The sequence below is a fragment of the Streptomyces sp. UC4497 genome (assembly GCF_054871485.1).
In genome coordinates, this window is sequence record NZ_JBTYHB010000019.1 from 48,177 (window position 1) to 70,127 (window position 21,951).

22 protein-coding genes are annotated in these 21,951 nt (G+C 70.2%); 4 read left to right on the plus strand and 18 right to left on the minus strand.

The annotated features are described in order from the left end of the window. Positions 1 to 154: 154 nt before the first annotated feature. Together ACYSUO_RS24950 and ACYSUO_RS24955 are read right to left on the minus strand one after the other, a co-directional pair. On the minus strand, positions 155 to 1,441 hold the full coding sequence (locus tag ACYSUO_RS24950) for a hypothetical protein (protein ID WP_461778563.1): 1,287 nt from the start codon (positions 1,439 to 1,441) through the stop codon (positions 155 to 157). A 115-nt stretch (positions 1,442 to 1,556) separates the two neighbouring features. Then, positions 1,557 to 1,808 carry a helix-turn-helix domain-containing protein gene (locus tag ACYSUO_RS24955; RefSeq protein WP_461778471.1) on the minus strand — a complete coding sequence of 84 codons (252 nt, stop codon included), beginning with the start codon at positions 1,806 to 1,808 and terminating at the stop codon, positions 1,557 to 1,559. Positions 1,809 to 1,870: 62 nt separating this feature from the next. Here ACYSUO_RS24955 and map point away from each other — a divergent pair, with 62 nt between their 5' ends. Further along, positions 1,871 to 2,638, plus strand: a complete 768-nt coding sequence (map, locus tag ACYSUO_RS24960; protein ID WP_461778472.1) for a type I methionyl aminopeptidase — start codon at positions 1,871 to 1,873, stop codon at positions 2,636 to 2,638. Positions 2,639 to 2,841: 203 nt separating this feature from the next. Here map and ggt read toward each other — a convergent pair whose 3' ends face one another. Beyond that, positions 2,842 to 4,662, minus strand: coding sequence for a gamma-glutamyltransferase (gene ggt / locus ACYSUO_RS24965; protein WP_461778473.1), 1,821 nt, complete (start codon positions 4,660 to 4,662; stop codon positions 2,842 to 2,844). Between the two features lie 103 nt (positions 4,663 to 4,765). Here ggt and ACYSUO_RS24970 point away from each other — a divergent pair, with 103 nt between their 5' ends. Next, entirely contained in the window at positions 4,766 to 5,536 is a 771-nt protein-coding gene (locus ACYSUO_RS24970) for a hypothetical protein (RefSeq protein ID WP_461778474.1), read from the plus strand. Between the two features lie 206 nt (positions 5,537 to 5,742). Here ACYSUO_RS24970 and ACYSUO_RS24975 read toward each other — a convergent pair whose 3' ends face one another. The 5 genes from ACYSUO_RS24975 to ACYSUO_RS24995 all read right to left on the minus strand — a co-directional run bounded on the left by ACYSUO_RS24975 (position 5,743) and on the right by ACYSUO_RS24995 (position 9,524). Next, the gene (locus ACYSUO_RS24975; protein ID WP_461778475.1) at positions 5,743 to 6,612 is read right to left on the minus strand and encodes an amino acid ABC transporter permease; all 870 of its coding nucleotides are present in this window, start codon (positions 6,610 to 6,612) and stop codon (positions 5,743 to 5,745) included. Further along, positions 6,609 to 7,253 carry an amino acid ABC transporter permease gene (locus ACYSUO_RS24980; RefSeq protein ID WP_327660813.1) on the minus strand — a complete coding sequence of 215 codons (645 nt, stop codon included), beginning with the start codon at positions 7,251 to 7,253 and terminating at the stop codon, positions 6,609 to 6,611. Before ACYSUO_RS24980 ends, ACYSUO_RS24975 begins: the two co-directional genes overlap by 4 nt. An 11-nt stretch (positions 7,254 to 7,264) precedes the next feature. After that, a complete protein-coding gene (locus ACYSUO_RS24985; RefSeq protein WP_461778476.1) occupies positions 7,265 to 8,176 on the minus strand; it encodes a glutamate ABC transporter substrate-binding protein in 912 nt (303 codons plus the stop codon). A 20-nt stretch (positions 8,177 to 8,196) separates the two neighbouring features. Continuing rightward, positions 8,197 to 8,940: an amino acid ABC transporter ATP-binding protein gene (locus tag ACYSUO_RS24990; RefSeq protein ID WP_461778477.1), complete on the minus strand. Its 744-nt coding sequence runs from the start codon at positions 8,938 to 8,940 to the stop codon at positions 8,197 to 8,199. A gap of 134 nt (positions 8,941 to 9,074) precedes the next feature. After that, positions 9,075 to 9,524 (minus strand): DUF6278 family protein, encoded by a 450-nt coding sequence (locus ACYSUO_RS24995; protein ID WP_461778478.1) that lies wholly within the window; start codon positions 9,522 to 9,524, stop codon positions 9,075 to 9,077. 144 nt (positions 9,525 to 9,668) lie between these two features. Between ACYSUO_RS24995 and ACYSUO_RS25000 the strand changes: the two genes are divergently transcribed. Continuing rightward, positions 9,669 to 11,483: an SGNH/GDSL hydrolase family protein gene (locus ACYSUO_RS25000; RefSeq protein WP_461778479.1), complete on the plus strand. Its 1,815-nt coding sequence runs from the start codon at positions 9,669 to 9,671 to the stop codon at positions 11,481 to 11,483. 3 nt (positions 11,484 to 11,486) lie between these two features. On the opposite strand, the gene ACYSUO_RS25005 is transcribed toward ACYSUO_RS25000, so the two are convergent. Both ACYSUO_RS25005 and ACYSUO_RS25010 read right to left on the minus strand, forming a co-directional pair. Beyond that, complete coding sequence (locus ACYSUO_RS25005) at positions 11,487 to 12,155, minus strand: class I SAM-dependent methyltransferase (RefSeq protein ID WP_461778480.1); 669 nt, start codon at positions 12,153 to 12,155, stop codon at positions 11,487 to 11,489. A gap of 43 nt (positions 12,156 to 12,198) precedes the next feature. Continuing rightward, positions 12,199 to 12,978: an exodeoxyribonuclease III gene (locus tag ACYSUO_RS25010; RefSeq protein ID WP_461778481.1), complete on the minus strand. Its 780-nt coding sequence runs from the start codon at positions 12,976 to 12,978 to the stop codon at positions 12,199 to 12,201. 133 nt (positions 12,979 to 13,111) lie between these two features. Between ACYSUO_RS25010 and ACYSUO_RS25015 the strand changes: the two genes are divergently transcribed. Further along, positions 13,112 to 13,687 (plus strand): hydrolase, encoded by a 576-nt coding sequence (locus ACYSUO_RS25015; RefSeq protein WP_461778482.1) that lies wholly within the window; start codon positions 13,112 to 13,114, stop codon positions 13,685 to 13,687. Positions 13,688 to 13,693: 6 nt separating this feature from the next. Here the strand turns inward: ACYSUO_RS25015 and ACYSUO_RS25020 are convergent, their stop codons facing one another. The 8 genes from ACYSUO_RS25020 to ACYSUO_RS25055 all read right to left on the minus strand — a co-directional run bounded on the left by ACYSUO_RS25020 (position 13,694) and on the right by ACYSUO_RS25055 (position 21,905). After that, positions 13,694 to 14,329 (minus strand): MBL fold metallo-hydrolase, encoded by a 636-nt coding sequence (locus tag ACYSUO_RS25020; RefSeq protein WP_461778483.1) that lies wholly within the window; start codon positions 14,327 to 14,329, stop codon positions 13,694 to 13,696. A gap of 44 nt (positions 14,330 to 14,373) precedes the next feature. Then, positions 14,374 to 15,669 (minus strand): bifunctional 3-oxoadipate enol-lactonase/4-carboxymuconolactone decarboxylase PcaDC, encoded by a 1,296-nt coding sequence (gene pcaDC, locus ACYSUO_RS25025; RefSeq protein ID WP_461778484.1) that lies wholly within the window; start codon positions 15,667 to 15,669, stop codon positions 14,374 to 14,376. A 145-nt stretch (positions 15,670 to 15,814) separates the two neighbouring features. Continuing rightward, the gene (locus ACYSUO_RS25030; RefSeq protein WP_461778485.1) at positions 15,815 to 16,396 is read right to left on the minus strand and encodes a sugar kinase; all 582 of its coding nucleotides are present in this window, start codon (positions 16,394 to 16,396) and stop codon (positions 15,815 to 15,817) included. A gap of 71 nt (positions 16,397 to 16,467) precedes the next feature. Continuing rightward, positions 16,468 to 17,631 (minus strand): ROK family glucokinase, encoded by a 1,164-nt coding sequence (locus ACYSUO_RS25035; RefSeq protein ID WP_461778486.1) that lies wholly within the window; start codon positions 17,629 to 17,631, stop codon positions 16,468 to 16,470. 221 nt (positions 17,632 to 17,852) lie between these two features. Further along, positions 17,853 to 18,713: an ATP-binding cassette domain-containing protein gene (locus ACYSUO_RS25040; RefSeq protein WP_461778487.1), complete on the minus strand. Its 861-nt coding sequence runs from the start codon at positions 18,711 to 18,713 to the stop codon at positions 17,853 to 17,855. Then, positions 18,710 to 19,759: an ABC transporter permease gene (locus ACYSUO_RS25045; RefSeq protein ID WP_461778488.1), complete on the minus strand. Its 1,050-nt coding sequence runs from the start codon at positions 19,757 to 19,759 to the stop codon at positions 18,710 to 18,712. The genes ACYSUO_RS25040 and ACYSUO_RS25045 overlap by 4 nt, the downstream gene beginning before the upstream one ends. Beyond that, the gene (locus ACYSUO_RS25050; RefSeq protein ID WP_461778489.1) at positions 19,756 to 20,760 is read right to left on the minus strand and encodes a sugar ABC transporter substrate-binding protein; all 1,005 of its coding nucleotides are present in this window, start codon (positions 20,758 to 20,760) and stop codon (positions 19,756 to 19,758) included. Before ACYSUO_RS25050 ends, ACYSUO_RS25045 begins: the two co-directional genes overlap by 4 nt. 137 nt (positions 20,761 to 20,897) lie before the next feature. Beyond that, positions 20,898 to 21,905, minus strand: a complete 1,008-nt coding sequence (locus ACYSUO_RS25055) for a sugar ABC transporter substrate-binding protein (protein ID WP_461778490.1) — start codon at positions 21,903 to 21,905, stop codon at positions 20,898 to 20,900. Positions 21,906 to 21,951: the final 46 nt, after the last annotated feature.

Here is a 21,951-nt window from a genome sequence, read left to right on the forward strand (position 1 = left end):
CGCATGCCTCTACGCAGATACGTCTGCGCGTAAGCCTCTACGCACGTAGAACGGCGGTAGAGGGACGAACGTAAGCCTCAACGGAGGGCTTGCCAAGGGCATCGTCGGCAACCCGCTGGATCGGGTCGGCCCCGACACCCGTGCGGGTGACGGTTCAGTGCGCGAGACCTGCGACGCGCAGCGCGTGCACCACGTCCCAGTACCGATCGTCGGAGACCCGCGCCGCGGCGTCCAGGAGCAGCGGGACGAGCCGGTCGGGGGCGCCGCGCGCGGTGTGGGCGGCCTCTTCGGGGGTGCGGCCGCGGACGTACGCGTCGAGGAGGGTGCGAACCTCGTGGTGCCGGCCCGCCTCGTCGAGCCGGTGCACCGCGGCGCCGAACTCGGCGGGCGGGCTGCCCATGCCCTGGCGCAGCAGCTGCCGCCCGTCGCCGGTGCGGCCGGCCGCGACCAGCGCGTCGGCGGCGGCGACGAGACGGTCCAGCGGCAGCGACCCGGCCTCCCACAGCAGGGTGGCCCAGTCCGCACCGAGCCCGGCGCGCGTCAACTCGCGGGCGAGCAGCGGGAAATGGGCGGCGGGCCCGGCGGCGGCGTCCACGAGGACCATGTGCGCCTCGCCGCTGCGGCCCTCGGCGCGGTGGCGGGCGAGGAGGGTGACGGTCGCGGACACGTCGGCGTATGCGGTGGCGTCGGCCGGTAGCGGGGCGGGGGCCGTCTCGTCCGGCTCGGCCGCGGCGCCGGCGAACCGGGCGCCCGTGGGGGTGGCGGCGGGGGTGGGGGCCGCGGCGGTCGGGGCGGCCTCCGTCTCGGGCTCGTCCACCGGCATTCCGGCGAAGCGCGCGCTGCCCCGGGGGCGGCGTTTGCGCTCCTTGGCGGGGGCCGGGCGTGGAGCCGACAGGGAGGACGGGCGCGGACCGGGTACGGACCCTTCCGACTCCGCTGGGGTGGGCCCCAACTCCGCGAGCCGTGCGCCAAGTTCAGCAATCCGCGCCGTCGCGCGCTCGTGGTCGTCGCGCACCCAGGCCAGGTCGAAACGGGCGGCGTCGGCCGCCTCCTCGTCGGCGGCGGATTCGAGACGCGCACCGAGCTCGCGGAGGCGCTGCTCCGCGTACCGCCGCTCGCGCACCATCACGTCCATCCGGTCGGCGAGCAGCGCGCGTGCGCCGGGCCCCGCGTCGTGGGCGCGCGCGGACGCGCGGTGCAGGGCGCGGGCACGGGCCGCCTCACGCTCGGCATGCTCGGTGCCCGTCGCCGCCGCGAGGTCCTTCAGGAGCGCCTCCACCACGTCCCACGGCGGCACCTCACTCCCGTCGAGGCAGGCCCGCATGCCCTCGGGGTCCCGCTGCCAGAAGACGCCGCACCAGCCGGCGCGTTGGTCGAGCCGGGCGTTGAGGCCTTGCAGATATGTCGCGAAGTCCCTTACCCGGTCCGGGAGTTGTCCCACTTCCGCCACGCGCCCCGCCGATCGTCGCACCCCTGGAGCCTTACGCTCCGGAAGCAAACACCTCCCGTGTTACAGGGGTGCTACGCGCGCTTTTCGGCACGGACACCGGGAGCGGTCAGGCGGGCGCCAGGGCGCAGCGCGCCATCAGCTCGTCCATGGAAAGGCCCAGCTCACGCGCGAGCGCGGCGACGGTGAAGAAGGCCGGCGTCGGCGCTCGACCCGTCTCGATCTTGCGCAGCGTCTCGACGGAGACGCCCGCGCCCGCGGCCACCTCCGTCATGCTGCGCCCGAGCCGCGCCTCGCGCAGCAGACGGCCGAGGTGCTCGCCGCGTTCGCGTTCTTCGGGGGTCAAGGGGGTTCGGACCATGCCCCCACTGTACCCGAGCCCCCATTTTTGTACCGGATTTAAATACCGGTATAGTTATTGGCGTGGTGGAACTCAAGACGGATACACAGATCGACGCGATGCGGGAGGCGGGCCGGGTCGTGGCCGACGCCCTCGCCGCGGTACGCGAGCACGCGGCGGTGGGCGTGAGCCTGCTGGAGCTCGACGAGGTGGCGCACGAGGTGCTGCGCAAGGCCGGGGCGGGCTCCCCCTTCCTCGGCTACCGGCCGACGTTCGCGCTCACACCGTTTCCCGCCGTGCTCTGCGTGTCCGTGAACGACGCGATCGTGCACGGCATCCCGACCACGTACCGGTTGCGGGACGGGGACCTGGTCTCCGCCGACTTCGGGGCGGAGCTGGACGGCTGGGCGGGCGACTCCGCGATCAGCTTCACGGTCGGCAGGGCGCGGCCCGAGGACGTACGACTCATCGAGACGGCCGAGCGGGCGCTCGCGGCCGGGATCGGGGCGGCGGTCGTCGGGAACCGGATCGGGGACATCGCGCACGCGATCGGGACGGTGTGCCGGGAGGCCGGGTACGGGGTTCCGCAGGACTTCGGCGGGCACGGGATCGGGCGGCGGATGCACGAGGATCCGGGGGTGCCGAACGAGGGGCGGGCGGGGCGCGGCATGGTGCTGCGGCACGGCATGGCGCTGGCCATCGAGCCGATGGTCATCGGGGGTGGTGGTGACGGCTACCACGAGGCGTCCGACGGTTGGACCCTCCGCACGAACGACGGCTCCCGCGCGGCCCACGCGGAACACTCCGTGGCGATCACGGAGGCCGGCCCCCGGATCCTCACGGCCCGCTGACCCGGCGCCCCGGGGCCGGAGCCACCGCAAGGGGCGCGCGGCACCGGGGCGCCGCCTTGCCCACCCTGCCGCCCCAGGCGGCAGACTGCCCAAGGCGGCTGACGGCCGAGCGCGGCGGCGGGTGGGCAAATTCAGCCCCGCCGGCGTTTGAGGCGCGGGGCACGGGGCGGAGCCCCGAGGCCCAGGAGGAGGACTACCCCGCGCTACTTGCCGGGCGAGACGACCATCGCCGAACCCCCACCCCGGCGTACCTTCTCCGCCGCGGCGAGCCACTTGCCGCCGGGCAACCGCTGCACACCGGTGGCCGCACCGATCTCCGGGTTCTCCTTGAAGGAGTGCCCGATGGCCTCGAGCTCACCCCGCACACCACTGTCGTACAGCCCCGGCTCGAGCTCCGTCTGCGCCGCATTCCGCTGACTCGCCCGCGGAGCCGCAATCGCATCGGCCAACGGCAGATCACGGTCGAGGAACCCCGTCAACGTCTGCAACACCGTGGTGATGATGGTGGCCCCACCCGGCGACCCCACCGCGACCACCGGCTTGCCCGCCTTGTCGAGCACGATCGTCGGCGAGATCGACGACCGCGGCCGCTTGCCGGGACCCGGCAGGTTCGGGTCGTGGACGTCCGCGCTCGCGGGCGCGAACGAGAAGTCCGTCAGCTCGTTGTTGAGCAGGAAGCCACGCCCCGGCACGGTGATGCCGCTGCCGCCGGTCGACTCGATGGTGAGGGTGTAGGCGACGACGTTGCCCCACTTGTCGGCCGCCGTGAGGTGCGTGGTGTTCTCACCCTCGTACGTCGTCGGCGCCGCCTTGTCCCCGGCCTCGCCGCACTTTCCGGGGTGCCGCGGGTCACCCGGCGCGAGTGGGCTCTTGAGCACCGCGTCGTCCTTGATGAGGCACTCGCGCGAGTCCGCGAACCTCTGCGAGAGCAGCCCCTTCGTCGGCACGTCCTCGAACGCCGGGTCTCCCACCCAGCGTCCCCGGTCGGCGAAGGCCACGCGGCTCGCCTCGATGAAACGGTGCAGGTACTGGACTTCCGACGCCTTCGACAGGTCGGTGTTCTCAAGGATGTTGAGCGCCTCGCCGACACTCGTGCCGCCGGACGAGGACGGCGCCATGGAGTAGACGCCGAGGCCGCGGTACGAGGTCCGGGTCGGCGCCTGGAACTTGGCGCCGTAGGCCGTGAGGTCCTTCGCCGACAGCTTCCCCGGGCGCGCCAGGTAGCCCGAATCCGGGTCCACCGGCGGCTTGTTGACCGTCTTCACGACGTCCTTGCCGATGTCGCCGCGGTACAGCGCCCCGATCCCGTCCCGGCCCAACTGCTCGTACGTACGCGCCAGGTCGGGGTTCTTGAACGTCGAGCCGACCGCCGGGAGCTTCCCGCCCGGCAGGAACAGCTTCGCCGTGTCGGGGAAGTTGCGGAACCGGGCCTCGTTGGACGCGGTCTGCGAGCGGAACGTGTCATCGACGGTGAAGCCGTCGCTCGCCAGCTTCGTGGCCGGCTTCAGCACCGAGCCGAGGCCCCGGCTCCCCCACGCGTCGAGCGCCGACTGCCACGTGGCCGGCGTACCCGGCGTCCCCACACTCAGCCCGCTGGTGGCCGCGTCGTTGAAGGCGAGCGGTTTGCCGTTCTCCAGGAAGAGGTCGGAGCCGGCCGTCAGCGGCGCCGTCTCGCGGCCGTCGATCGTGTGCACCTTGCGGGACTTGGCGTCGTAGTAGACGAAGTAGCCGCCGCCACCGACCCCGGACGAGTACGGCTCGGTCACACCGAGGGCGGCCGCGGTGGCGACGGCGGCGTCCACCGCGTTGCCCCCGCGCCTGAGCACCTCGATGCCGGCCGCGGAGGCGTCCTTGTCGACGCTCGCCACCGCGCCGCCGGAGCCGACCGCGACCGGCTCCTTCACGGGCGTGGCCGATGTCACGTGCGTATCCGGAACGGACGAAGGCGGAGCCGCGGCACCAACCGCCACCATGCTGCCCAGCGCGGCGAAGACCGACAGATTCCGCACAACTGAACGTCTCATCAGTACCTCCGGTCAACAGGCGTCAGCGCAGCGTAACTTGATCGGACCGCGCCGTCAGGACCCCCTCGAACCCCGGTCGAACATCCCGCTAGAGTGCGCCCCCATGACTGAAGACGTGCGCAACATCGTCCTCGGCCTGATCGCGGCGGGCATCAGCGCCTCGCTGGGCTGGCTCGCCCGTACCTACCTGTGGCGGCGCAAGCTCCGCCGCAAGCAGGCCTTCTTCGGGCTGCCCGACAACTCCGAGTCGCTGCTCGTCGTGAACCGCGACGCGGGCGGCCCCGAGCTGACGGTGAAGCGCCACGACGTCTTCGCCCTCCTCGAACTCTCCGCGCTCATCAAGGACTGCAACGCGCACGCCCAGGTCGTCGCCCACGACACCACTCAGCAGGGCTTCGGGGAGCGTACGGAGTTCTGTGTCGGCGGCCCGGCCTCCAACAGACGCATGGCCGCGCACATGGTCAGCCTGCTGCCCGGCATCCGGGTCAACACCGACCCCGAGCCCGGCCCGGACCGCGGCGCCTTCCAGATCGGCTCCGAGCGCTACCGCCTGGAGCCCAGCAGAACCGAGTACGTACTCCTGGCCCGTCTGACCGCCGGTCCCGCCACACCCGAGGCGAGGCCGGTGTTCCTGTTCTGCGGGCAGCTGCCGATCACCAACCAGGCCGCCACGCGCTATCTCGCCCGCCACCACGAGCGGCTCGCCCGCAAGCACGCCAACAACTCCTTCGTCCTGCTCCTGAAGGTCGTGAACTCCGGGGCGTACGGGCCCGACGTCGTCGAGGTGGTCGCCGATGTCACCAAGGCGGCCGAGACCCCGCTGCCCGCCGCGCCGGCCAATGGCGGCGGCCGCGCCGCGCACCGCGCCAAATAGGCCGTGCCGAAGGGCGCCCAAAACCAAGGAGAGCGGCACCCACGTCGCGTACGAATGCGACAAGGGCCCGCTCATCCTCGGCAAGCAGGCGCGTCCCGACCGGCACGCTGCAGCTGACCTTCTCCCACACGAACACACGAACTTCGTGAAGCAGTGATCTCCGGCTGCCGCTGGGCGGGGACGAACCGTACTTTCCCTGGCTTCGGCTACTGCGTACCTGGCAGCAGCGTCCCTGGCTCGGCCGGGGCGACATCGGCCGCCTCCGTCTTGGGGTTGCGCCGCTGGCGCTTGGCCACCCACTGGGCGAACCAGGACAGCACCATGCACATCCCGATGTAGATAGGCGAGATCACCATCACCACAGGGATGAAGGGCAAATCGTAGTCGAGGTTGGAAGCGATCAGTTTTCCGGCGTGGAGGAACTCCTCGTAGGTGATGAGATACCCGAGCGACGTGTCCTTCAGCGCCACCACCAACTGGCTGATGATGGCGGGCAGCATGGCCCGCACCGCCTGAGGGACGAGCACATGCGTCATGACCTGCGTCTTGCGCATGCCCAGCGCGTACGCCGCCTCGCGCTGTCCGCGCTCCACCGCGTTGATGCCCGAACGGAACACCTCGGCGAGCACGGAGCCGTTGTAGAGCGTCAGACCGGCGACGAGCGCGGCCAGCGGCTCCATCTTCAGGGCCACGTAGATGAAGAAGATCATCACCAGGACCGGCATGGCGCGGAAGAACTCGACGAACAGCGTCGCGATCCAGCGCACCGGCTTGTGGTCCGAGAGCCGCCCCACGGCCAGGAGCGTGCCGAGCACGAGCGACAGGACGGCCGCCATGGCGAAGGCCTTGAGCGTGTTGCCGAGCCCGCGCAGGAGCAGTTCCTGGATGCCCGTGTACTCGAAGGGCATCCACTTCGTGTACGTGAACTGGTCGGTGTCGAAGAGCAGGTACAGGATCCAGCCGACCAGGGCGAGCACGATGAGCGTCGAGAGGGGCCCGTACAGCTTGTGCCGGCGTTCGGTCTTCGGGCCCGGAATGTCGTAGAGGGCGGTGGCGTCGTGCCGCAGGGCCTTCATCGGGCGAACCCCCAGCGCTTCTCGAGGAAGTTGAACAGGGCGCTGATGGCGAGCGTGATGATCAGGTATCCGATCGCGATCCAGACGAAGGTCCAGATGATGTTGTAGCCGAGCTCGCTGAGCGTCTTGTAGGTGCCGAGCAGCTCGACGACGCTGAAGGCGCCCGCGATCGCGGAGTTCTTGGCGAGCGCGATGAGCGTGGAGCCGATCGGCGGGATCACGGACCGGAAGGCCTGCGGCAGGATCACATGGGTCAGGGTCTGGCCGAACGTCATGCCGAGGCTGCGGGCGGCCTCGCCCTGCCCCTTGGGCACCGTGTTGATGCCGGAGCGCACTGCCTCGCAGATGAACGCGGAGGTGTAGCAGCCGAGCGCGAGGATCGCGAAGACGGTGAAGGGCAGGACCAGACCGAAGCGCGGCAGGCCGAGCAGCACCGCGAAGAACAGCAGCGTCAGCGGGGTGTTGCGCAGCACGGTGACCCACGCGGTGCCGAAGGCCCGGAAGGAGCCGACGGGCGCGACCCGGAACGAGGCCATGAGGAACCCGAGCACCAGCGCCAGGATCGACGCGAAGACGGTGAGCTCGACGGTGCCGAGGAAGCCTTTCCAGTACAGCGAAAGGTTGTCGGTCAGGACATTCATGGGACGCCTCCTCAGTTCGCCGGGTAGCGGTCGATGGCGGGCGGTTTCGGGGCCGGCTCACCGGACAGGCCGAGCGTCGCCCCGTACGCCTTCTTCCAGTCGCCGTTCTTCTGGCGGGCTTCGATGGCGTCGTTGATGGCGAACCGCAGCGCGTTGTCCTTCTTCGGGACCCCGATGCCGTACGGCTCCTCGGAGAACGGCTTGCCGACGAGCTTCATCTCCTCCGGCACCTTGGCCGCGTAGCCGAGCAGGATCGCGTCGTCGGTGGTGACCGCGTCGACCTGGTAGGTCAGCAGGTTGTCGACGCAGATCGAGTACGTGTCGTACGCGACGAGCTCGGCCTTCGGGTAGTCGGCCTTGATGCGCTGGTACGGCGTGGAACCTGCCGCCGAGCAGACGCGCTTGCCCGCGAGGTCGTCGGGACCCTTGATGTCCTTCTCGTCGGTGCGCACGAGCAGCGACTGCCCCGCCATGTAGTACGGGCCCGCGAAGCCGACGATCTTCTTGCGGAGATCATTGATGGTGTACGTGCCGACGTAGTAGTCGATCTGCCCGTTCTGCAGGGCCGTCTCGCGGTTCGCCGACGCGATGGTCTTGAAGCGGATCTTCTTCGGGTCGAGGCCGAGGGAGGCCGAGACCATCTTGGCGATCTCGATGTCGAAGCCCGTGTACGTGCCGTTCGCGGGGTTCTTCTCACCGAGGTAGGGCTGGTCCTCCTTGGCCCCGACGACGAAGTGGCCGCGCTTCTCCGCCTTCTTCCACGTCGGGGAGTCGGGCAGCGAGAACCCTTGCGCGATCTCGTACTTGGGGAGCTCCGCGGCCGACGGTCCCTTGACCGGCGGGGCGCCCTCCTTGCCGCAGGCGGTGGCGGCCAGGGCGGTCACCGCCAGGGCGGCGAGCAGCCGTAGCGACTTGGCGATCATGTGGTGCTGCGCTCCCCCGGTCAGTGCTTCAGGATCTTGGAGAGGAAGTCACGGGCGCGCTCGCTCTCCGGGTGGGTGAAGAACTCCTCGGGGTTGCGGTCCTCCACGATCTTCCCGTCCGCCATGAAGACGACGCGGTCGGCGGCGGTGCGCGCGAAGCCCATCTCGTGGGTGACGACGACCATCGTCATGCCCTCGTGCGCGAGTTGCTGCATGACCTCGAGCACCTCGTTGATCATCTCCGGGTCGAGTGCCGAGGTCGGCTCGTCGAAGAGGAGGGCCTTGGGGTCCATGGCGAGAGCGCGGGCGATGGCCACGCGCTGCTGCTGGCCGCCGGACATCTGCGCGGGGAACTTGTCGGCGTGGGCGGCGAGTCCGACCCGGTCGAGGAGTTCGCGGGAGCGCTTGTCGGCCTCGTCCTTCTTGCGCTTCCTGACCTTCAGCTGGGCCAGCGAGACGTTCTGGAGGACCGTCTTGTGCGCGAAGAGGTTGAACGACTGGAAGACCATGCCCACTTCGGCGCGCAGTTGTGCGAGCGCCTTCCCCTCCTCGGGGAGCGGCTGTCCGTCGAGTCGGATCGTTCCGGACTCGATGGTCTCCAGACGGTTGATCGTCCGGCAGAGCGTCGATTTGCCCGACCCCGAAGGGCCGATGACCACCACCACCTCCCCCTTGCCGACGGTGAGGTCGATGTCCTGGAGGACATGCAGCTCCCCGTAGTACTTGTTCACGTCTCGCAGCTCGATCAACGGATCGACGGCCATCGGCAGTCCCTGCCCACTTTCAGCTGTGTCGGTCCGCGCAAACTATCCACGCTTACATGGGACTTAACAGACGACACGCACTTATGGGCATTAACCGTATTTGAGGCTCAGCTACGCGGCGCTCCGTGCACGGTCTACGACTCGGCGGCCTCCGCGTAGAACTGGGAGAGCTCGGGCGCCCCACTCGCCGCCCACTCGTGCCCGGCCTCCACGACGTCGATCTCGCGGCCCGACTCGAGCCGCACCACCGGCTGCCCGTTGTCCCAGATCACCCACGTGGCGCCCGAGACGTGCCGCACCATGACCGAACCGAGATAGAGGCCCGCGTCGTTGCCCAGCCAGTGCAGCGTGTCCTCGTCCTCCCGCCAGCGCGGCACGAGTTGGTCGAGGGCCTCCAACGACCGCACCGATTCGTCCAGTTCGACCCCCGCGTCGTCGGCATGGGAGCGCAACAGCTCGCACTCGGAGAGGAGTTCGACAAGTCCGCTCTCACCCTCGTCACCTTCGTCGCCGGTCGGGAACACGGCGACGCCGTGCGCCGGACCGTGCTTCTTGCGCCAATTAGCCGCGAAAGGGATCTTCATATCGCCCAGATTGGCATCCGAGCACCTGCCCGCACCACAGGCGCGCGGAGGTGGCGCCGCGCGGAGTTCAGGAACCGGACACCGGCCTTTCTCCCCCGTTTACCTCGCGGCACATTGACGGGCCATCACCCCGTCCTTAGCTTCATGGCGCAACCACCACGGCGGACACACAAGCGGAGGGAGTCGGTCTTGCGCCGACGCATTTGGGGAGCCGCGTTCATACTGGCCGTCTGTGCGGGGGTCACCCCTGTCACCGCGGTCCACGCGGCACCCGCCAGACCCGGGCCGCTCCCCCTGGAGCGGCTCTTCGACAACCGGGCCGTCAGCGACGACACGCGGCCCGGCGAAGCGGACTTCGACGGCGCGGGCAGCTCCCTGTCCGCGCAGGACCTCACCGCGGCCGGCTGGACGCCCGGCCGCACCATGGACCTCGACCGGGCCCGGCTCACCTGGCCGCGGACCGCGGGGTCGGGACCCGACAACGTACGGGCGAACGGGCAGTCCGTACGGGTGAGCGGGCGCGGGGACGCGCTCGCCTTCCTGGTCGCCGGGACCGGCGGCGACGCGACCGGTTCCGGCACCGTGCGGTACGCGGACGGCTCCCGCTCGACGTACCGGCTCACCGCGCCGGACTGGCGCACCGGGCCGCTCGCCACGAAGTCGGTGGCGCTGCCGCACCGGAACACGCCGAACGCCCAACTCCCCGAGAAGACGCGGCTGTACGCGGTGACCGTGCCGGTGCGCAAGGGCCGGCAGATCTCCTCCGTCGACCTGCCGAGGGCGAGCGGCGGGACGCTGCACGTCTTCGGCATGTCCGTGCGCGCGGCGACGTCCGGCTGGACGGGCACCTGGTCGGCCTCGCCCGCCGGGTACACCGCGGTGGGGCCGTGGGCGGACCGCACCATCCGGCTCGTCGTGCACACGAGCACCGGCGGGCCGAAGGTCCGCATCCGCCTGGAGAACACCTTCGCCGCGACCCCGGTGCGGATCGGGAGCGCGTCGGTGGCGGTGCAGGGGGCGGGGGCCACGGCGCTCGGGAAGCCGGTGCCGCTGACGTTCCGCGACTCCTCCGGCACCCAACTCCCGGCAGGCGGGCAGGCGTTCAGCGACCCGGTGGACTTCGACGTGCCGGAGAACACCAACCTTCTCGTGAGCTTCCATCTGCCGGAACCCGTCACCGCGGCGCCCGTGCACAGCCAGGCCATCCAGCGCAGCTACGTGAGCACGACGGGCGATCACGCCACTGAGGCGGACGGCTCCTCGTACACCTCGACGATCTCGTACTGGCCGCTGCTCACCGGGGTCGACGTGGGCGGCGGCCCCGGTTCCGTCGTGCTGCTCGGCGACTCCATCACGGATGGCGTGAAGTCGACACTGGACGCGAACCACCGCTGGCCCAACGTGCTCGCCACGCGACTCCTCGCCCAGTCGAAGGTGCCGCACTACGGCGTCCTCAACGAGGGCATCTCCGCGAACCGGGTCGTCGCCGACCGCTACCCCGGCGACGGGCTCTCCACCGACACGGGCGGCGTCAGCGCGCTGCACCGGCTCGACCGCGACGTGTTCGCGCAGACCTCGGCGAGGACGGTCGTCGTCTTCCAGGGCGTGAACGACGTGCGCTGGGGCGCGAGCGCAGCGCAGGTCGAGGCGGGGCTGCGGGAGATCGTGGCGCGGGCGCACGCGCGGGGCCTCAAGGTGATCGGGGCGACCATCACGCCGTGCGAGGGCGAGGCCCTGTGCACACCGGCCGCCGACGAGCAGCGGGAGGCCATCAACTCCTTTGTCCGCAGCGCCGGTTCGGGCTTCGACGGCTTCCTCGACTTCGACGCCGTCCTCCGGGACCCGGCCCACCCGGCGCGGATGCTCCCCGCGTACGACAGCGGGGACCATCTGCACCCCGGTGACCCGGGTCTGAAGGCGCTGGCCGACTCGATCGACCTGAACGTGCTCAGGCCGTAGCGGTCAGGCCGTGGCCGCCGGCCTCCGGGCGATCAGGATTCCCTGCCTGCCCTGGGTCGCCCGCTCGTAGTCCTCGGGCTCGCGGATCAGCTTGGCCTCCACCGGGAGGCCGGACTGCTCCACGAGCCCGACGACGTGCTCCGGGTCCAGCCAGTAGACGTCCAGCGAGAGATCGTGGCCGTAGGCGTGGTCCAGGTGCCGCAGCAGGTCGCCCACCTTGAAGCCGAGCAGCAGGTAGCCTCCGGGGGCGAGGACGCGGTGGAACTCGGCGAACACCGTCGGCAGCAGCTCCGGCGGCGTGTGCACCGTCGAGTACCAGGCAACGACGCCGCCCAGCGAGCCGTCGGCCAGGTCCAGGCCGGTCATCGTGCCCTCCTCGAACCGCAGTCCGGGGTGAGCGCGACGGGCCTCCGCGACCGTCTTCGGCGAGAGGTCGATGCCGAACGCGGAGAGCCCGAGGGAGTTCAGATGGGCCGTCACATGTCCGGGCCCGCAGCCGAGGTCGGCCACGGGCCCGGCGTCCGCCCGCTTGACGCGCTCGGCGAAGACGCCGAACACCGCGTGCGCGTACAGGTCCTGCGGGAAGAGCGGGGGAACGATCTCGGCGTAGGCGCCGGCGGCGGTGTCATAGGCCAGTTGGGTCGAGTTCAGGTACGTCGTCAGATCCGTCACGGGCGCAGACGCTAGCGCCCGCCACTGACAATCGGGGTCGGTCTCAGACGTCGAGGTCCACCACGACCGGCGCGTGGTCGGAGGCGCCCTTGCCCTTGCGCTCCTCGCGGTCCACGTAGGCGTCGGAGACGGCCTTGGCGAACGGCTCGTTCCCGTAGACCAGGTCGATGCGCATGCCCTTGTTCTTCGGGAAGCCGAGCGCGCGGTAGTCCCAGTACGTGAAGGGGTGGTCGTACTTGAGAGGGCGCGGCATGACGTCGCTCAGGCCCGTCTCGCGCAGCGCCGTGAGCGCCGCCCGCTCGGCCGGGGTCACATGTGTCGCACCCTCGAAGAGGGAGATGTCCCACACGTCGTCGTCCGTCGGCGCCACGTTGTAGTCGCCCATCACCGCGAAGGGGCGCGAGCCCGCCGCGTCGCCCGCGACCGCCGCCTTCAGGGCCTCGAACCACTGGAGCTTGTACGCGTAGTGCGCGTGGTCCACCTCCCGCCCGTTCGGCACGTAGACCGACCAGACGCGGACCGGGCCGCAGGTCGCGGAGACCGCGCGGGGCTCCTCCACGCCGTCGTAGCCGGGGTCGCCGGGCACGCCCTTGACCACGTCCTCCAGGCCCACGCGGGAGAGCAGCGCCACCCCGTTCCACCTGCCGTTCGCGTTCACCGCCGACTCGTAGCCCAGCTCCCGCAGCTCGTCCGCGGGGAACTGCTCCGCCGAGCACTTGGTCTCCTGGATGCACAGCACGTCCGTGCCACTGCTCTCCAGCCAGGCAAGGAGGCGCGGCAGCCGCGCGGTGATCGAGTTCACGTTCCAGGTAGCAATGCGCATGTCCCACAACCTACCCGGCGGGTCCGACAGCGGCCGATCCCGTGCCGTGGCGTGACCTCGCACCCCTGCCACCACACCCGCGATCGACAGGCAATCTTGCAAGTTTTTCTGTTAGACAGTTAGCCTGCCGAACATGACGATCAACACCCCTCTCGACGAGCGCCCCGCCCTCGTCCTCATCGACCTCCAGAACGGCATCCTCGGCCTGCCGACCGTGCACCCCTCCGCCGACGTCCTCAAGAACGGGGTCAAGCTCGCCGAGGCCTTCCGCGCCAAGGGCCTGCCGGTCGTGCGCGTGAAGGTCGCCTGGTCGCAGGACGGCGGCGACCTCCCCACGGGCCGCGCCGCCGCGGGCGCCATGACGCAGGCGCCGCCGCCGGCGTTCTCCGAGTTCCCCGACGAGCTCGGCCCGCTCGGCGACGACATCGTCATCACCAAGCGGCACTGGGGCGCCTTCACCGGCACCGAGCTGGACCTCCAGCTGCGCCGCCGCGGCGTCACGCAGATCGTGCTCTGCGGCATCTCGACGTCCATCGGCGTCGAGTCCTCCGCCCGCTCCGCGTGGGAGCTGAGCTACAACCTGGTGCTGGTCGACGACGCGACGACCGACACGGACGCCGAGTCCCACGAGCACAGCTTCGGCAAGATCTTCCCGCGCATCGCGGAGATCGGCTCCACGGACGAGGTCATCGGACTGCTCGGCAGGTAACGCGGTTCAGACCTGCGCCGAGCCCCCAGGGGCCAGGCGCAGGTGCTCCGTGCCGCCGAGCCCGCCGATCTGGTTGTCGTAGATCGGCCGGGCGAGGTCCGTGAGCAGCGCGTCGTGGATGTCGTACGCGCGGCGCGGCTTGACCTCCCGTACGTAGTCGATCACTTCGGCGATCTTGTTCCAGGGCGCCATGACGGGCAGCATCAGCGTCTCGACCGGGTGGTCGGGGACGGTGAGGGCGTCGCCGGGGTGGAAGACCGTGCCGCCGTCGACGAGATAGCCGACGTTCGTGATGCGCGGGATGTCCGGGTGGATCACGGCGTGCAGCTCGCCGTGCGCCTGGACGTCGAAGCCCGCGGCCGTGAACGTGTCGCCGTGGCCCACCGTGTGGACGCGGCCGGGGAACGCGGCGGAGATCTGCTCCGCGACCGATTTCAGGGTCCAGATGTGCGCGCCGGGGTTGGCCTCCATCCCGGCGCGCAGCCGGTCCTCGTTGAAGTGGTCGGGGTGCTCGTGCGTCACGAGGATCGCGTCGGCGCCGACGGCCGCGTCCTCCTCGGAGAATCCGCCCGGGTCGATGACGAGCGTCTGCCCGTCCTTCTGGAGCCGGACGCAGGCGTGGGTCTTCTTCGTCAGCTTCATACGTTCCATCCTGCGCCCGCCCACGCCCCGTTTCACGCCCCGGGTCACTCCTGGGGCGTGGTCTCCTCGCGGATCACCTGCTGCGCCACCTTGAACGCCGCGTTCGCGGCCGGGACGCCGCAGTAGACGGCGGTCTGCAGCAGGATTTCCTTGATCTCCGCGGCGGTGAGGCCGTTGCGCAGCGCCGCGCGCGTGTGGAACACCAGCTCGTCGAGGTGGCCGCCCGCGACCAGGGTCGCCAGGGTCACCGAGGAGCGCGTGCGGCGGTCGAGCCCCGGACGGGACCAGATCTCGCCCCACGCGTAGCGGGTGAGGAACTCCTGGAAGTCACCGGAGAAGTCGTCCGCCGTGGACAGCGCCCGGTCCACATGGGCGTCGCCGAGGACCTCGCGGCGCGTCTTGAGGCCCGCGTCGTGCGGGTCGGGCCGGGTCGCGGCCTCCGGCTGCTGCGCGGCCGCGATCTCCGCGCGCGGCGGGGCCGACGGGGGCGGCGGCGCGAGGACCGGCTTGACCGGTGCGGCCTGGATGGCGGTCTGCCCGGTCTCGTGGACGGCGGGCCAGGCCGAGGTGAAGTGCCGTACGAGGAGGTCGGTGACGGCGGCCGGCTGTTCGACCGGGGCCAGGTGGGAGGCGCCGGGCACCACCGCGAGGCGGGCGTCCGGTATGCCGGCGACCAGCGTGCGGGCCTCGGCGGGCCCCGTGACCTGGTCCTCCGAGCCGACGAGGACGAGCGTCGGCACGCCGATGTCGGCAAGGTCCTCGCGGACGTCGAAGGCGGCGAGCGCCTCGCACGAGGCGATGTAGCAGCCCGGGTCCGTCGTGCGGACCATCTGCACCGCCCAGTCCGTGATCGCGGGCTGCGCGGAGGCGAAGCCGTGCGTGAACCAGCGCTCGGGCGCCGTACGGGCGATGGGGTCCAGACCGTTGCTGCGCACGATGACGCCGCGCTGGCGGAACTCGTCGGCGGTGCCGAACCGCGGTGAGGCCGCGATCAGGGCGAGCGACGCGACGCGCTCCGGGTGGCGCAGCGCGAGCTCCGCGCCGATCGCGCCGCCCAGCGAGCAGCCCGCGTAGCCGAAGCGCTGGATGCCCAGGTCGTCGAGCGTGGCGAGCAGCCGCTCCGCGAGCACCTCGACGGAGCCAGCCGGGTGCGCGGGGGAACCGCCGTGGCCGGGCAGGTCGAAGCGGAACACCCGCCAGTGCTGGGCCAGCTCGGGCACCTGGCGGTCCCACATGTGCCACGTCGTGCCGAGCGACGGGCCGAGGATGAGCACCGGGGCGGAGTCGTCGTCACGGCCGTCGAATCGGTACTGCAGGCGCGGGGTCTTCGTGTCACTCACACCCGCCACGCTAGCCAGTGCACCTGAGCGATCCAGTGGCGGGTCCCCACAATGGACGTGACGTGTTCACTCCGGGTTCGAGGTGTGGACCAGGAGTGGGGGCGCCGTGAAGAGCGGGCGCCCCGGGCTCCGGTCAGGGGTGCGCTCAGGGGTGCGTCATCGAGACCACGTACACCATGGGGTGGTCGGGGTTGGAGCGGTTCACCACGATCGTCTGGGTCGGCGACGGGTCCTCCTGGGAGTGGGTGAGGCCGTACCAGGGGCCGGGGCCCGTGAAGTCCCAGCCCGCGATCTTCCGGTCGCGCTCGCTGATCGCGATGTCGTCGGTCGCCAGGTCACCGACCGTGTAGCCGGCGTCGACGTTCTCCAGGAACTCGTCGAGGCCCTTGTTGCTGGTGAGGAACTGCGCGTACAGGCGGCTCACCTTGTAGTTGTTCGTCTCGTAGTAGGCGACGTTGCGCGAGTGCGACGGGATCGGGATCTGGTAGAGGCGGCGCTGCACCTTGGACGGCCAGCCGACGGTGAGCCCGGTGATCGAGTACTTCGCCTCCTTGTCCTTGCCGCTGTCCCGGCTCTGGCCCGCGGAGATCACCAGGTAGCCGGCGGGGATGCCGATGAGCAGCACGATGGTCAGGAGCGTGAGGACGCGGCGTCGGATCACATGGCCGCGCTCCTCGGCCGGTCGCGGCGCTTCGTCCGCGGTCGGGGGCTGGCGGGGCACGGTCATGGCTGGCTTCCCTGTCACTGTCTCGGGCGTCGTCCGCGGCGTCTGAGGCGTCTGAGGCGCTGGCACCGGGGCTAGCCCTGCTCCGCGCCGTCCACGGGCGAGCCGGTCGTGCTGCGCGTGCGGGTGTACCGCTCGTACCGCTCGTGGCGCTCCACGCGGCGGCGCTTGGCGCGGCGGAAGCGGCGGGCGACGAGCCGGGCCAGGTCCGCGGCGCCGACCATGCCGGCCTCGGGGCCGAGCTGGGCACGGGCGATACGGGCCTCGGGCCGGTAGCCACGGCCGGTGAGCTGCCGCTTGAAGGCGTCCCGCGCGGGGACGATCAGCAGGTCGTCCGCAGCGCTGACACCGCCGCCGATGACGAAGCACGACGGGTCGAGGGCCGCCGCGAGGTTCGCTATGCCGACGCCCAGCCACTGGCCGATGTCCTGCAGCAGCTCGACGCACATGGCGTCGCCCTCGCGGGCCAGCTGCGTGATGAGCGGCCCGGTGATGTCGGGGATGTGCCCCTGGACCCGCTCGATGATGTTGTACGCGACCGGGGAGTCGGCCGCGGCGAGCTCGCGGGCCTCGCGGACCAGGGCGTTGCCGGAGCTGTACTGCTCCCAGCAGCCGCGGTTGCCGCACGGGCAGCGGTGCCCGCCGGGGACGACCTGCATATGGCCGAACTCGCCGGCGACACCGAACTTGCCGCGCTTGACCTGCCCGTCCTCCAGGATCGCGCCGCCGATGCCCGTCCCGAGCGTGATCATGACCAGGTGGTCCTCGCCGCGCCCGGCGCCGAAGCGCCACTCCGCCCAGGCAGCGGTGTTGGCGTCGTTGTCGACGAGTACGGGGACCGCGAGGCGGCCCGCGAGCCGGTCGCGGAGGGGTTCGTTGCGCCACGACAGGTGGGGCGCGAACAGGACGCGGTTGCGGTCCGCGTCCACCCAGCCGGCCGCGCCGATGCCGACGGCGTGCACGTCGTGCCGGTCGGAGAGGTCGAGCACCAGCTCCGTGATCGTGTCCTCGACGACCTTGGGGCTCTTGGACTTGTCCGGGGTCTCCGTGCGGAGCGTCTCCAGGATGGTGCCGTCCGCGTCGACGACGCCGGCCATCACCTTCGTGCCGCCGATGTCGATGCCGACGGTGGGTACGCGCGGGGCCGTCGTGTGCGAGCGGCGCTCGCGGGTGCCGACCGTCCTGAGAACGGTAGCCCGTGCGCTGCCACGGTGTGCGAGGTCGCGGTAGGTGCTCATTGCGGCGATTCTGCCTCACGGAACGGCTCCGCCGCATACCGGGTTTTACGCCGCGTCGGAGTGGGCCGGAACGTCTGCCCCCAGCCACCCGGCGTTGACGCGCGCAGTTCCCCGCGCCCCTGAAAGGGGCGCGGGGAACTGCGCAAACGCAACCAACGGCGCGACGGGCAGCCGCCCGGGAAACCGGAAACGCACCCAGCGCGGGCGCGTCAAGGAGGCCCCTACTTCTCCGCCCCGTCAGCCGTATGCCCGCCCAAATGCGTCGGCACCGGCGCCCGCTCCAACTCGTGCTGCAGGTCGTCCAGCTCGCTGCCGCCCGCCATCTGCCGCGTCAGCTCGTCCAGCGTGATCTCGTCACGGGAGTGGCTGCCGAACATCCCGCCCCGCTTGAGCAGCACGAACCGGTCCCCCACGAGGTACGCGTGGTGCGGGTTGTGCGTGATCAGAACCACGCCGAGGCCCGCGTCACGTGCCGCCGCGACGTACTTCAGCACGACGCCGGACTGCTTGACGCCCAGCGCCGCCGTCGGCTCGTCGAGGACGAGGACCTTCGCGCCGAAGTAGACGGCGCGGGCGATGGCGACGCACTGCCGCTCACCGCCGGACAGCGTGCCGATCGGCTGGTCGACGTCGCGCAGGTCGATGCCCATGCGGGCCAGTTCCTCGTGCGTCGTCCGCCGCATGAGCTCGACGTCCAGGCGCTTGAAGGGGCCCTTCCCCTTCGTGGGCTCGGAGCCGAGGAAGAAGTTGCGCCACACCGGCATCAGCGGGACCACGGCGAGGTCCTGGTAGACCGTCGCGATGCCCCGGTTCAGGGCGTCGCGCGGGTTGCTGAGGCGGGTCTCCTCGCCCTCGATCGCGAACCGGCCGCCGTCGTGCTGGTGCAGACCCGCGATGATCTTGATGAGGGTCGACTTGCCGGCGCCGTTGTCGCCGAGGACGCAGGAGATCTCGCCCGCGTGCACGACGAGCGAGACGTCGTCGAGGGCGCGGATGTTGCCGTAGAACTTGCTGACGCCGTCCAGCTCGACGAGCGGCGCGGGCGCCGTGTCCTTGGTCGTCATCTGCTCGCCAGTCGTCATTTGCTCGCCTCCGCGCGCTTGCGGACCCACGCGTTGAGCAGGGTCGCGAGGAGCAGCATCGCCCCGAGGAAGAACTTGAACCAGTCCGAGTTCCACTCGGCGAACACGATGCCCTTGCTGGTCATGCCGAAGATCAGCGCGCCGATGGCCGCGCCGACCGCCGAGCCGTAGCCGCCGGTGATCAGACAGCCGCCGATGACGGCCGCGACGATGTAGATCAGCTCGTTGCCGACGCCCTCGCCGGACTGCACGACGTCGTAGGAGAAGAGCAGGTGCTGGCCGGAGATCCAGGCGCCGAACGCGACGCCCATGTAGAGGCCGATCTTCGTCTTGTTGACCGGGACGCCCACCGCGCGGGCCGAGTCGAGGTCACCGCCGACCGCGAAGATCCAGTTGCCGATGCGGGTACGGAGCAGGATCCAGGTGGCCACCAGGACGAGGGCGAGCCACCAGACGATCGTGATCTTGAAGTCGACGCCGCCGATGCTGAACGTGGAGGCGAAGACGGACTTGGCCGAATCAAAGCCCTCCATGTCCGCGATCGACTTCGTCGAGACGGTGCCGCTGATCAGCTTCGTGAAGCCCAGGTTCATGCCCGTCAGCATCAGAAACGTGCCGAGCGTGATGATGAAACTGGGGAGTTTGGTGCGGGTCAGCATGACGCCGTTGAAGACGCCGATGGCGAGCGTCACGAGGAGCGAGACGCCGACGCCCACCCAGGTGTTCGCCGTCATCTGGTAGCTGAACATCGACGAGATCAGCGCCGAGGACGTGACCATGACGCCCGCCGACAGGTCGAACTCGCCGCCGATCATCAGCAGCGCCACGGGCACGGCCATGATGCCGAGGGTCGAGGACGCGTACAGGACCGTCGCGAGGCTGGTCGGCCGCAGGAAGCTGTCCGCGAAGATCATGAAGAAGATGAAGACGGCGACGGCGCCGATGACCGAGCCCAGTTCGGGCCGGCCAAGCAGCTTCTTCCACGGAGAGGCCTTGACCAGCCGCTCGTCGGCCTTTTCCGTGCTTGTTGGAGTCGTCGTACTCATCGCGTCCCCCGCTTCGCGTACTCCTGAAGCTTGGCTGCCTGGTCCTTGGTGACGATCTCGGGGCCGGTCAGGACCGGCAGGCCGCCGCCGAGCACATTGGCGTTGTACCGGTAGAGCCACAGCAGGTCCACGGCCTCGTACCCCTGGAGGTAGGGCTGCTGGTCGACGGCGAAGCCGAGGTCGCCGTCCTTGAGTCCCTGGGCGACCTTGTCGTTCAGGTCGAAGGTGTCGACCTCGGCCTTGCTGCTCGCGTCCTCCTTGGCCTTCACCGCGGTGGCGGCGAACGGGGCGCCCAGCGTGACGACCGAGTCGATCGACGTGTCGGACTGCAGCTTGGCCTCGATGGAGGACTGCACGTCGGGCATGTTGGTGCCCTCGACGTACAGGTTCGTCATCTTGCCGTCGAAGGTCTTCTTGGCGCCCTCGCAGCGCTGCTCGTGACCGACGTTGCCCTGCTCGTGCAGGACGCACAGCGCCTTCTTCTTGCCGCGCTTGTTGAGCTCCTTGCCGACGGCCTCGCCCGCGATGGTCTCGTCCTGGCCGATGTGCGAGATCGCGCCGTACTTCTTGTAGATCTCGGAGCCCGAGTTCACGGTGATGACGGGGATGCCGGCCTTCTCGGCGCGGGCCAGGGCGGACTTCATCGCGTCCGGCTTGGCGAGCGTGACGATGATGCCGTCGACCTTCTTGTCGACGGCGGCGTCGACGAGCTGCGCCTGCTGCTGGGCCTCCTCGTTGTGCGAGTAGAGGAAGTTGATGTTGTCCTTGGTGGCCGCCTGCCTGGCACCGTTCTGGACGATGTCCCAGAAGGTGTCGCCATCGCCCGAATGGGTGATCATCGCGAAGGTCCAGCGGGGTGTGTCCACCGCCGCCCTGCCCTGCGCGGCCTGGGACTTCCTGGCGTCCTCCGCCCGCTTGCCGCCGGTGCTGCTGCACCCTGCGAGCGAGAGGCCGAGAGCCCCCGCAACCGCGATGCTCACCCAGGTCCGAAACCGTGCCACGAGGCCGTGCCCTTCTTGGTCTGCTGCGTCATCGACCGGGATCGGCGGACCGATCCCGGCGGACCGTGAACCGGTCCATAAGGACCCCATTCCGGTCCCAAACGCACAAGTATGGGTCACGGGGATCATGCATCCATTCACCGGGTACCGCGCGCGGTGTACTTCTCCAGTCGCGGCACGTCCTTCTCGGTGACGATCGCCGGGCCGGTGAAGACCGGCTCGCCGCCGCCGAGCACGTTCGCGTTGCTCTTGTAGAGCCACAGTTCGTCCACGGCCAGATAGCCCTGCAGATACGGCTGCTGGTCGACGGCGAAGGTGACCTCCTTCGCCTTCAGGCGGCGCACGACCTCGGCGTTCAGGTCGAACGTGGAGATCTCCGCCTTGCTGCCCGCGTCGTCCTTGGCCTTCACGGCGAGCGCCGCGATGGGGGCGCCGAGCGCGACGACCGCGTCGATGTCCTTGCCCGCCTGGAGCTTCGCCTCGATGGACGACTGGGCGGAGGGGGCGTTGGTGCCCTCCACGTTGAGGTTCTCGACGTCGCCCTTGAAGGTCTTGCGGACGCCGTCGCAGCGCTGCTCCAGGGAGACGTTGCCCTGCTCGTGGATGACGCACAGGACGTTCTTCTTGCCCTGCTTCGTCAGCTCGGTGCCGACCGCCTCGCCGGCCACGCCCTCCTCCTGGCCGATATGGCTGAGCGCGCCGTACTTCTCCGAGAACTGCGAGCCGGAGTTGATCGAGACGACCGGGATGCCCGCGGTCTTCGCCTTCGCCAGCACGGACTCCATCGCCTCCGGCTTGGCCAGCGTGACGACGATCCCGTCGACCTTCTTGTCGATCGCGGCCTGCACCAGCTCGGCCTGCCCCTTGGCCTCCTTGTCGTTGGAGTAGAGGAACTGGACGTTGTCCTTGTCGGCGGCCTGCTGGGCGCCCTTGCGGACGATGTCCCAGAAGGTGTCGCCCTCGCCGGAGTGCGTGACCATCGCGATCTTCATGCGGGGCGTGTTGACGGCCTTGCCGCCGCCCTTGCCGTCGGCCTCGTCCTCCGAGTCCTTGCCGCCCGAGCCACTGCATCCTGCGGTGAGCGCGAGCACGGCCACGACGACGACGCTGCCTGCGGCCGTGCGGGCTTTGCGGGTCCTGAGCATGGTGGAGCCACCTCTCCTCCGGCCGCCCGGTGCGGCTGGAGGTGTT